Source organism: Paraburkholderia franconis (assembly GCF_009362735.1).
Taxonomy (GTDB): domain Bacteria; phylum Pseudomonadota; class Gammaproteobacteria; order Burkholderiales; family Burkholderiaceae; genus Paraburkholderia; species Paraburkholderia franconis.
The window spans coordinates 1-9,991 of sequence record NZ_WHNP01000137.1 but is presented as its reverse complement, the minus strand read 5'-3'; the positions used below and the strand labels follow the sequence as shown (position 1 = coordinate 9,991).

At 62.2% G+C, this 9,991-nt stretch carries 10 protein-coding genes and 1 pseudogene; 5 read left to right on the top strand and 6 right to left on the bottom strand.

What is annotated here, in order from left to right; translation table 11 throughout:
• Window positions 1-5: 5 nt before the first annotated feature.
• The 4 genes from GCT13_RS45615 to GCT13_RS45600 all read right to left on the bottom strand — a co-directional run bounded on the left by GCT13_RS45615 (window position 6) and on the right by GCT13_RS45600 (window position 3,259).
• Window positions 6-1,340 (bottom strand): ATP-binding protein, encoded by a 1,335-nt coding sequence (locus GCT13_RS45615; RefSeq protein ID WP_321575045.1) that lies wholly within the window; start codon window positions 1,338-1,340, stop codon window positions 6-8.
• Window positions 1,337-1,999 carry a response regulator gene (locus GCT13_RS45610; RefSeq protein WP_152768204.1) on the bottom strand — a complete coding sequence of 221 codons (663 nt, stop codon included), beginning with the start codon at window positions 1,997-1,999 and terminating at the stop codon, window positions 1,337-1,339. Before GCT13_RS45610 ends, GCT13_RS45615 begins: the two co-directional genes overlap by 4 nt.
• A 197-nt stretch (window positions 2,000-2,196) precedes the next feature.
• Window positions 2,197-2,649, bottom strand: a complete 453-nt coding sequence (locus tag GCT13_RS45605; protein ID WP_152768203.1) for a Fur family transcriptional regulator — start codon at window positions 2,647-2,649, stop codon at window positions 2,197-2,199.
• A gap of 184 nt (window positions 2,650-2,833) precedes the next feature.
• Window positions 2,834-3,259 carry a DUF1810 domain-containing protein gene (locus GCT13_RS45600; protein WP_152768202.1) on the bottom strand — a complete coding sequence of 142 codons (426 nt, stop codon included), beginning with the start codon at window positions 3,257-3,259 and terminating at the stop codon, window positions 2,834-2,836.
• Window positions 3,260-3,542: 283 nt separating this feature from the next.
• Here GCT13_RS45600 and cyoA point away from each other — a divergent pair, with 283 nt between their 5' ends.
• From cyoA to cyoD, 4 genes are read left to right on the top strand one after another with little or no spacing between them, the layout of a single operon-like run.
• The gene (gene cyoA, locus GCT13_RS45595) at window positions 3,543-4,439 is read left to right on the top strand and encodes a ubiquinol oxidase subunit II (protein ID WP_152768201.1); all 897 of its coding nucleotides are present in this window, start codon (window positions 3,543-3,545) and stop codon (window positions 4,437-4,439) included.
• Window positions 4,440-4,441: 2 nt separating this feature from the next.
• Window positions 4,442-6,454 carry a cytochrome o ubiquinol oxidase subunit I gene (gene cyoB / locus GCT13_RS45590; RefSeq protein WP_152768200.1) on the top strand — a complete coding sequence of 671 codons (2,013 nt, stop codon included), beginning with the start codon at window positions 4,442-4,444 and terminating at the stop codon, window positions 6,452-6,454.
• Window positions 6,454-7,059, top strand: a complete 606-nt coding sequence (gene cyoC / locus GCT13_RS45585) for a cytochrome o ubiquinol oxidase subunit III (protein WP_152768199.1) — start codon at window positions 6,454-6,456, stop codon at window positions 7,057-7,059. Before cyoB ends, cyoC begins: the two co-directional genes overlap by 1 nt.
• Entirely contained in the window at window positions 7,060-7,395 is a 336-nt protein-coding gene (gene cyoD / locus GCT13_RS45580; RefSeq protein ID WP_152768198.1) for a cytochrome o ubiquinol oxidase subunit IV, read from the top strand.
• Between the two features lie 92 nt (window positions 7,396-7,487).
• Here cyoD and GCT13_RS45575 read toward each other — a convergent pair whose 3' ends face one another.
• Window positions 7,488-7,736 carry a hypothetical protein gene (locus GCT13_RS45575; RefSeq protein ID WP_152768197.1) on the bottom strand — a complete coding sequence of 83 codons (249 nt, stop codon included), beginning with the start codon at window positions 7,734-7,736 and terminating at the stop codon, window positions 7,488-7,490.
• Window positions 7,737-8,124: 388 nt separating this feature from the next.
• Here GCT13_RS45575 and GCT13_RS45570 point away from each other — a divergent pair, with 388 nt between their 5' ends.
• Entirely contained in the window at window positions 8,125-9,663 is a 1,539-nt protein-coding gene (locus GCT13_RS45570) for a complex I subunit 4 family protein (RefSeq protein ID WP_152768196.1), read from the top strand.
• A gap of 118 nt (window positions 9,664-9,781) precedes the next feature.
• Here the strand turns inward: GCT13_RS45570 and GCT13_RS45565 are convergent.
• Window positions 9,782-9,991, bottom strand: a pseudogene (locus GCT13_RS45565) (group II intron reverse transcriptase/maturase); the annotation flags it as partial.

Genomic DNA, 9,991 nt, shown 5'->3' with positions numbered 1-9,991 from the left:
AGCCCCTACTCCCCCCGCAACCCCTCCAACGTGACCAGCAACCCCGGCCGCTCTTCATTCTTCTTCATCCGAAGCTCCGCGTGATGCCGCTGCGCGATTTTCAGCGCAATCGCGAGCCCGAGTCCGCTGCCATGCTCCTTGTTCCCCGCGCTCCGATAGAAGCGGTCGAACACACGCTCGCGCTCGGCCTCCGGAATGCCCGGACCGCTGTCCGACACGCCGACGCTGATCTCCGCGCCGCTGCGCGACAGAATCACATCGACCTTCCCGCCCGGCGGCGTATAACGAATCGCGTTGTCGATCAGATTGTTGAGCAGCACCTCGATGCCTTGCGCTTCCGCGCGAACCTTGTAGGCGTCGCTGATGCCATGAGCGTGCTGGCATTCCAGGCCGAGGTCGATTTGCCTCGCCTCCGCAATCAGCGAAAAATCTCCGACTGTGCGCTCGCACAGTCTGCGCAGGCTCACCGGCTCGAACCGCGCGCTGCGCTGCGCGTCCTCGCGCGCGAGCGTCAGCAACTGATGCACGAGATGAATCAGCCGGTTCAGGCGCCCTTCGATGCGCTCGAATGTCTGCTTGCTGCCGTTCAGCGAACCGTCGCGCTCCGCCGCCTGCAACTGCAATTTCAGCGCGGCGAGCGGCGAACGCAGCTCGTGCGCGGCATCGGCAACGAACGTGCGCTGCGACTGCGAGGCGATGTTCAGACGGTTCAACAGATCATTGAGCGCATCGACGAGCGGCTTCATTTCGACGGGCATGCGCCCATCGAGACGCAAGGGTTCCAGTGAATCGAACGAACGCGTCGCGAGCGCGCGCGAAATGCTGCCGAGCGGCGCAAGCCCACGCCCGACGACGAAGAGCACGATCAGAATGATTGCGGGAATGAGCAACGCCAATGGCCATAGCGTGCGCAATGCGAGCCGCAGCGCCAGGTCGTCGCGCACGGAGACGGGCTGCGCGACCTGCACGAAGCGGTCGCCTTCCTGAACGCCGAACACGCGCCAGTGATACTCATCGCGCTCGATCGTGCGAAGGCCCCCGGGAAAGCGCGAAAGGTCGATGCCGTCCAGCGACTTGTAGATGCTCGTGCCCGCCTGGTCCCAGACCTCGATGAAGAGACGATCGTCGGAAAGGCCTTCGAAATCCGGCGTGCCGTGCGCGAGCGTATCGGTACTGCTGATGTTCGCGGGCACGGAAAGCGCCACCGTGCGCAGCTCGTAGTCGAACAGTTCGCTTGCCTCTTCGCGCGCGGTGTGGAAGATGCCGTAACCCGCGATCAGCGCTGCAGCGGCCAGGCCCGCAATCAGCCAGCCCAGCAGCCAGCGCCGGATCGACGTCACTCGCACCTCTTCAGCCGATAGCCGACGCCGCGCACCGTCACGATCTGATCCGCGCCGATCTTGCGCCGCAAGCTGTGCACGTGCACTTCGATCGTGTTGCTGCCCACTTCCTCGCCCCAGCCATACAGTTTCTCTTCGAGCTCGGGGCGCGTGAAAACGCGCATCGGTTCTTCGATCAGCGCCTGCAACAGGCTGAATTCGCGCGGCACGAGCGAAAGCGGTTCGCCTTTGAGTGTGGCTTCATGCGTGGCGGGGTTCAGCGTCAGATCGCCGTGCGAATAGACGGGATTGGTTTGCCCTGTGCGGCGGCGTAGCAGCGCGCGCACACGCGCAGCAAGCTCGTCGAGATCGAATGGCTTGACGAGGTAATCGTCGGCGCCTGCGTCGAGTCCGACGATGCGGCTTTCGACGGCATCGCGCGCCGTCAGGATGATCACAGGCGCACCGCCGCCGCGCCGCCGGTAGCGGTTGAGCACATCGATGCCATCCGCCTTCGGCAAGCCGAGATCGAGCAGCACCAGATCATAGACATCGTGGTCCAGCGACAGCTCGGCTTCGCGTCCGTCGTGCGCCCAATCGATCGCATAGCCGGCGCGCCGCATCGTCTCCACGACGGGCTCGCCGATCATCTCGTCATCTTCCACCAGCAGCAAACGCATCGCGCTGTTTCTCCTGAATAGCCTCCATTGTCGGCGCCATTAGCTTAACGCGCCCTTAGCGACCTGGGCGGCGCGTCATGCCGACACGAAGATCGCAGCAATCCGCGTGCAGATGCCGCTTGTGCTGCTTCAGTCGTCGATGAAGAGGCGTCGCCATGACGGCGACGCGGCGTGAAAGATGGTTCGAAACGAATGCGTCAGCTGCCGCCCGCCCGTCGCGCCGATTCGACGGGCAAGCCCTCGCATTCGGCGCAGCGGCCGAAGATCACCAGATTGGAACTGGAGTAGTGAAAGTGATGCTCGGCTGCGATCTTCGCCTGCTGTTCTTCGAGGCCCGGATCGTACGCATCCTGGATGCGCCCGCAACGATTGCAGACAAGGTGATAGTGGCGCTTCCCGCGATTCAGTTCGTAGACGACGCGCGCGTCGCCGAGGGACGCACTGGAGATGAGATCGGCCTCATGCAATTGCGCGAGCGCGCGATAGACGCTCGCGAGACTGCACGCTTCCGTATCCTGCGAGAGCCTGCGGAACACCTGGTCGGCGCCGAAGTGCTCGTTCGGAAAATCATGGAAGAGCTTGAGCACGGCAGCCCGGCTGGACGTCGGACGCAAGCCAGCCGTTTTCAACGCCGCGTAGATCGCAATCATGTATGTGCCCCGTCATGATGGGCAAAGCCTCGTAGCGGGCTTCGCGACGCGACATTGTGGCCGTGCGAACCTTAAGAATCGCTTATCGGCGCTGACATGATGGTCGATCCGCACGACGATGCTGCGCGGCCTGATGCGCGCGGCGGACGCGGCTTCGCGCGCGAGAGGCGGGCCGCCCGTTGGGTCACATTCCGATGAGGTCGAGTGTCCGCTCGTCCGGCTCGCCGTCGAAATACTTCGCCAGTGCATTCACGAATACAGGGTCGCCCGGCGCCGCCTTCGAAAACAACGTCATCGACGAGCGGAACTTCAGATAGTCCGGGTAGCCGAAGATCGTCTCGATCGTCGACCCTTCGACTTCATTGACCGCCTGCGTGGCCTCCCTCAAACGGGGACCCAACACCGAATGTTGCAAATATGCGACAGCTTCGGGCAATGACGTGATGGCAAATTTTTGGGCCATCGGGCTCTCTCCGAGCCCCTGAATCTGGGGAAACACGTACCACATCCAGTGGCTTTGCTTGCGTCCGGCGCGCAATTCCGCTAGCGCCTGCGCATAAATCGGGGCCTGAGCATCGACGAAACGCCGAAGGTCGAACTGATCGTCCATCGCGTCCTCCGTAGTCCTCTCGCATGCCGCTCGTGATGCATCCGGCATACCCGCGAATTCCCTACAAACGACTTTCAAACACGATTTTTCGGCTGCGCAAACGCCCCGGAAATCGAAAAAATGCGGCATTGCGACACTATGTCTCACTGCTTACTGCGCAATAGTCCGTTCGCATCAAAGTGCTGTACTGCAACACGTGTTCTTCGTATTATGCGAGCGCTTATAAAAGGAGCAAGGAAATGCAAGCGTTCGTCTGTTTGATTTTGTAGAGAGGGCCGCGACGATGAAAAAAATCGCGGGCCGGTTAGTCGGTCTCGTTTCAATTGCCCCAGCGTTCCTGCTATCGGGGTGCAATCTTGAAGTGCTCATGCCGAAAGGGCCCATCGGCGCCGCCGAGAAGTCGCTGATCGCGACTTCGACGTGGACGATGCTGATCGTCGTGATTCCCGTCATCCTCCTGACGCTGCTGTTCGCCTGGCGCTATCGCGCCTCGAACAAGTCGGCCGAATACCGTCCGGACTGGGCGCATTCGACCGCGATCGAAGTAGCTGTCTGGACGATCCCTGCGCTGATCATTCTGTTCCTCGCCGTCCTGACGTGGAAGAGCACGCACGAGCTCGACCCGTACAAGCCGCTGGAATCGGACGTGAAGCCGATCAACGTGGAAGTCGTCGCGCTCGACTGGAAGTGGCTCTTCATCTATCCGGATCTGGGCATCGCTTCCGTGAACCAGCTGGCGATTCCCGTCGGTACGCCGGTGAATTTCCGCATCACGTCCGACACGGTGATGAACTCGCTCTTCATCCCGCAACTGGGCGGCCAGATCTACGCGATGGCGGGCATGCAGACGCGTCTGCACCTGCAGGCGAACGAAGTCGGCGACTATGCCGGCGCATCGGCCAACTTCAGCGGCAAGGGCTTCTCGGACATGAAGTTCCGCACGCTCGCCGAAACGCCTGAAGACTTCAACGCATGGGTCGCGAAGGTTCGCGCATCGACGGATCACCTCAACATGGACCGCTACTACAAGGTGGCGCAGCCTGAAGAGAAGGCACCTGTGTCGTACTTCTCGTCGGTCGATCCCAAACTCTTCAACAACATCGTCGCCCGCTACAACAACGGTCACGTCGTCGACAACATGAAGGACGCGAACTGTGGGCCTAACGGTACCAAGGGGTAAGCATGTTCGGTAAATTAACCCTCGCGGACATTCCGTACCACGAGCCGATCATCATGGTCGCGGGCGCGGGCATGATCCTCGGCGCGCTCGCCGTGCTCGGCGCAATCACGTATTTCGGAAAGTGGCGCTATCTGTGGACCGAATGGCTCACGTCCGTCGACCACAAGAAGCTCGGCGTGATGTACATCATCGTCGCCCTCGTCATGCTGCTGCGCGGCTTCGCCGACGCGATCATGATGCGCACGCAGCTCGCGCTCGCGTATCACGCGCCCGGCTATCTGCCGCCGCATCACTACGATCAGATCTTCACGGCGCACGGCGTGATCATGATCTTCTTCATGGCGATGGCCTTCATGGTCGGCCTGATGAATATCATCGTTCCGCTGCAGATCGGCGCGCGCGACGTCGCGTTCCCGTTCCTGAACTCGCTGTCGTTCTGGATGACGGCGATCAGCGCGGTCCTGATCAACATCTCGCTGCTGATCGGCGAGTTCGCGCAGGTCGGCTGGCTCGCGTATCCGCCGCTGTCCGAATTGCAGTTCAGTCCCGGCGTAGGCGTCGACTACTACCTGTGGAGCATTCAGCTCTCGGGTATCGGTACGCTGCTGACAGGCGTGAACTTCTTCGTGACCATCATCAAGATGCGCGCGCCCGGCATGACGCTGATGAAGATGCCCGTGTTCACGTGGACTTCGCTGTGCGCGAACGTGCTGATCATGGCTTCGTTCCCGATCCTGACCGTCGCGCTCGCGCTGCTCGGCCTCGACCGTTACCTCGGCATGCACTTCTTCACGAACGATGCCGGCGGGAACGCGATGCTGTATCTGAACCTGATCTGGGCATGGGGCCACCCCGAGGTCTACATCCTGATCCTGCCGGCGTTCGGCATCTTCTCGGAAGTCATCGCGACGTTCGCGAAGAAACCGCTGTTCGGCTACAAGACGATGGTCTGGGCGACCTGCGCGATCATGGTCCTGTCGTTCCTCGTGTGGCTGCACCACTTCTTCACGATGGGCTCGGGCGCTGACGTCAACGCTTTCTTCGGCATTGCGACGATGATCATCGCGGTCCCGACGGGCGTGAAGGTGTTCAACTGGCTGTTCACGATGTACAAGGGCCGCATTCAGTTCACGACGCCTGTGCTGTGGACGGTCGGCTTCATGGTCACGTTCACGATCGGCGGCATGACGGGTGTGATGCTGGCGATTCCGGGCGCGGACTTCATGCTGCACAACAGCCTGTTCCTGATCGCTCACTTCCACAACGTGATCATCGGCGGCGTGCTGTTCGGCTACGTCGCGGGCATGAACTACTGGTTCCCGAAGGCCTTCGGCTTCAAGCTCAACGAGAAGCTCGGCAAGGCAGCATTCTGGTTCTGGCAGATCGGCTTCTGGGTTGCGTTCACGCCGCTGTACGTGCTCGGCTTCATGGGCATGACGCGCCGTCTGAACCACTACGACAATCCGGCATGGCATCCGTGGCTGCTCGTCGCCGAAGTGGGCGCCGTGCTCGTCGCAATGGGTATCGCATGTCAGCTGCTCCAACTCGTCGTGTCGATCCGTGATCGCAACAAGCCGGAAAACCGCGACCCGACGGGCGATCCGTGGGGTGGCCGCACGCTCGAATGGGCGACGACTTCGCCGCCGCAGATCTACAACTTCGCGACGCTGCCCATCGTGCGCGAGCTCGACGCATTCGTCGAGATCAAGTCACGCCGCAAGGTGGAGCGCAGCGAGCCCGTGTACCGCGACATCCATATGCCGTCGAACACGAGCGCTGGTGTGTGGATCGGCGGGTTCAGCCTCGTGCTGGGCTTCGCGCTGACGTGGCACATCTGGTGGCTCGCGATCGCGAGCTTCATCGGCGCGATCGCGACTGTGATCGCCCGCAGCTTCGATAACGACACCGACTACTACATCCCGGCCGATACGGTTCAACTGATCGAAGAGCGCCACGGCGCCGGATCGGGTGCAGGCGCAGCCAAGCGCATGCCCGAGCCTGAGGAGATTGTCTGATGCTTCAAAAAGCTATTCTTGCGGAGCCGCATCACGACGCGGAACACGCTCCGTCCCATTCGGTGTTCGGCTTCTGGCTGTACCTGATGACCGACTGCATTCTGTTCGCGGCGCTGTTCGCGACGTTTGCAGTGATGAGCCATCAGTTCGCCGGCGGTCCGAGCGGCAAAGACCTGTTCGAGATTCCGGGCGTCGCGATCGAGACGGCAATCCTGCTGTTCTCGAGCATCACGTACGGCTTCGCGATGCTCGGCGCGCACAAGAACAACAAGAGCGCGACGCTCTTGTGGCTCGCGGTGACGTTCGTGCTCGGCGCGGCGTTCGTCGTGCTCGAAGTGCGCGAGTTCTCGCATCTGATCGCCGAAGGCGCAGGTCCGGACCGCAGCGCGTTCCTGTCGGCGTTCTTCACGCTGGTCGGCACGCACGGCCTGCACGTCTCGGCCGGTCTGCTGTGGATGATCGTGATGATGGTTCAGGTGGTGCGCGCGCACGACCTCGGCGAACGTGAACTGCGCCGCCTGACGTGCCTGAGCCTCTTCTGGCACTTCCTGGACATCGTGTGGATCGGTGTCTTTTCGTTTGTCTATCTTGCGAGCGTGATCTAAATGAGCAGCCATTCTCACTCGTCACATTCGGAAGAAAACCACGGCAGCTTCGGCAGCTACACGATCGGCTTCGTGCTGTCCGTCATCCTGACGGCAGCCGCATTCGGCGTCGTGCTGACGGGCGCGTTGACGGGCACGCAGGCGCTCTATGCGATCGCGGGCCTCGGCCTCGTGCAGATCATCGTGCACGTGATTTTCTTCCTGCACATGAACGGCTCGTCGAGCCAGCGCTGGAACCTGACGGCGTTCGCGTACACCGTGCTGACCGCCGTGATCGTGATCGGCGGCACGCTGTGGGTCATGCATAACGTCAGCATGAACATGATGTCGCGCTAAGCGCGTACATCGCCGATGCCGGTTGCACACGTCGTATCGTGCAGCCGGCACGTTCCCCTGCCCTTCTGCGTCAATAGCGCGTCAGTTGCGCCTCAGTTGCGCGCCAGCATCTCCGTCGGACGGCCGCGTCCCGTCACGAGACACCCCGACCTGAACGCCTCGCCCTGGCTGCTCGCGGCAGCGTCGTCGAATCCCCGGCCTAGCGCATCCAGCTTCACCTGCTCCGCGCCCTGAGCGCAAGCGAACGTGCTGGCTTCGCGAGCCTGCGCATGCAGCAGCGCCCGGTCAGCAACCAGCCAGGCTAAAACGGCAATAACGGCGATGTGGAAAACTTTTCTCATGGTTCGGCTCCTCGCGACTTAAGCGTATCGCGAACAACGGCCGCTTCAATCTAGGGCAAGCCCTGTAAGCAACCGTTGAGTTCGATGGTATGGAAACGCTTCCACTACTCTCTTTTTGTGCGGCGCAAATTGCCTGATCAGGCATGTAGATCAATGTCAATAGCGAGTTCTGCAACAAATTAAATTGGCTATTGTGGCAGCGCAACATTATTGTTTTGATGTATGCTCGTTAACCCTGACCGTCTCATGCGTTTTGGTTACACGCGTGCGCAAGTCTGCGCATCGTCCCGCTCCGCTCAGGGGCCGACCGTCGAAATGTCCATGTAAGGTTTTTTTTCCTCCCTTCGCCTTTTCAGGCGAGGGCCTGCTATTCGCGTCGAACGAGTAAATGCACTTCCCATCAGTCCTCGACCTCCTGATCTGGGTCCCGATCCTCGCCGGCATCGTCGTGCTGGCCGCCGGCTCCGAGAGCGCACCGAACCGCACGCGCTGGCTCGCGCTGGCGGGCGCCGCCGTGAGCATCCTGCCCGTCATCCCGCTCGTGTCGGGTTTCGATTCGTCGCTGGCGACGATGCAGTTCGCCGAACAGCTGCCCTGGCTGCCCGATTTCGGCATCTCGTATCACCTCGGCGTCGACGGCATCTCGCTGTGGTTCACGGTGCTGACATCCGTGACGACGCTGATCATCGTGATCGCATCGTGGGAAACGGTCACGAAGCGCGTCACGCAGTACTACGGCGCGTTCCTGCTGCTGTCGGGCTGCATGCAGGGCGTGTTCACGTCGCTCGACGGCATGCTGTTCTTCGTCTTCTTCGAAGCCTCGCTGATTCCGCTCTATCTGCTGATCGGCACGTGGGGCGAAAAACGCCGCGTCTATGCGGCCGTGCGTTTCTTCTTCTTTTCGCTGGTCGGCTCGCTCGCGATGCTCGCCGCGCTGATCTATCTGTGGGCGCAGTCGCACACGTTCGACATCGCCGCGTGGCGCGCGCTGAAGCTCGACTTCACGCCGCAGTTGCTGGTGTTCATCGGCTTCCTCGCTGCGTTCTCGGTGAAGGTGCCGATGTGGCCCGTGCACACGTGGCTGCCTGACGTGCACTCGGACGGCCCGACAGGCACGGCCGTGCTGCTCGGCATGCTGAAGATGGGCGGCTACGGCCTGCTGCGTTTCGCGCTGCCCATCGTGCCGGACGCCTGCCACTTCTTCGCGCCCGCGATGATCGCGCTGTCGCTTGTTGCCGTGATCTACGGCAGCCTGCTCGCGCTCGCGCAAACCGACATGCGCAAGCTGCTCGCGTACTCCGCCGTCGCGCACATGGGTCTCGTCACGCTGGGGCTCTTCACGTTCGACCGCATGGGCACGGAAGGCGCGGTCGTCCAGATGCTGTCGTACGGCATCGTGGCGGGCGCGATGCTGCTGTGCACGGGCATGCTGTTCGACCGCACGAAGAGCGGCGCGATCGATGCCTACGGCGGCGTCGCCAACTCGATGCCGAAGCTCGCGACGTTCGCGATGCTGTTCTCGATGGCGAACGTCGGCCTGCCGGGCACGTCGGGCTTCGTCGGCGAATTCCTCGTTCTGATGGGCGCGATCCGCTTCAACTTCTGGATCGGCGCAACGGCTGCGCTGACGCTGATCCTGAGCGCCGCGTACACGCTGTGGATGTACAAGCGCGTGATGTTCGGCGCGATCCGCAACACGCGCGTCGCGAACCTGCGCGATCTGTGCAAGCGCGAGTTCGTGCTGCTCGGCGCGATGGCCGTGCTGGTGCTCGCGATCGGCGTGCATCCGAAGACGTTCACCGACGCGATCGGCCCGTCGGCGGAAAACCTCGTCGCGCAGGCACAGGGCTCCGCGCTGCCGACGGGCACGGGCGTCGCATCGAACAACCATGCGACAGTGGCCGTTGCGAATCGCCTGCCGGGTTGAGCGCGGTTGCCCGCATTAGTTGCCTGAACAAGATCGGCATAGGGGACGGCCATGAGGCCGTACCCCTGCCACACCACCCGGCATGCGGGTCCGCACCGGGCGGTTCGGGAAGTTGAGGTTACGAGAGTCTTGGCACACCCAGCCGATCGAAGTATGCGAGGGTCAGCACGCGATTCAGGAGCTGGCCGCTGTTACGCCACCAGCGACGGCTGTTCGCCGCCACCTGGTGCGCCACAGCGGACGGTGCCCCCAGCGCCCGTAGCTCCCGGTAGATGGTCGGCCCGCGGCGCCATTGCTTAAGCTGGATGACGCGCAACCGGTGACGCAT

Coding starts and splice junctions, on each gene's coding strand:
- GCT13_RS45570 (WP_152768196.1), top strand. CDS start 8,125: ATGCACTTCCCATCAGTCCTCGACCTCCTGATCTGGGTCCCGATCCTC.
- cyoA (WP_152768201.1), top strand. CDS start 3,543: ATGAAAAAAATCGCGGGCCGGTTAGTCGGTCTCGTTTCAATTGCCCCA.
- GCT13_RS45575 (WP_152768197.1), bottom strand. CDS start 7,736: ATGAGAAAAGTTTTCCACATCGCCGTTATTGCCGTTTTAGCCTGGCTG.
- GCT13_RS45600 (WP_152768202.1), bottom strand. CDS start 3,259: ATGGACGATCAGTTCGACCTTCGGCGTTTCGTCGATGCTCAGGCCCCG.
- cyoD (WP_152768198.1), top strand. CDS start 7,060: ATGAGCAGCCATTCTCACTCGTCACATTCGGAAGAAAACCACGGCAGC.
- cyoC (WP_152768199.1), top strand. CDS start 6,454: ATGCTTCAAAAAGCTATTCTTGCGGAGCCGCATCACGACGCGGAACAC.
- GCT13_RS45605 (WP_152768203.1), bottom strand. CDS start 2,649: ATGATTGCGATCTACGCGGCGTTGAAAACGGCTGGCTTGCGTCCGACG.
- GCT13_RS45610 (WP_152768204.1), bottom strand. CDS start 1,999: ATGCGTTTGCTGCTGGTGGAAGATGACGAGATGATCGGCGAGCCCGTC.
- cyoB (WP_152768200.1), top strand. CDS start 4,442: ATGTTCGGTAAATTAACCCTCGCGGACATTCCGTACCACGAGCCGATC.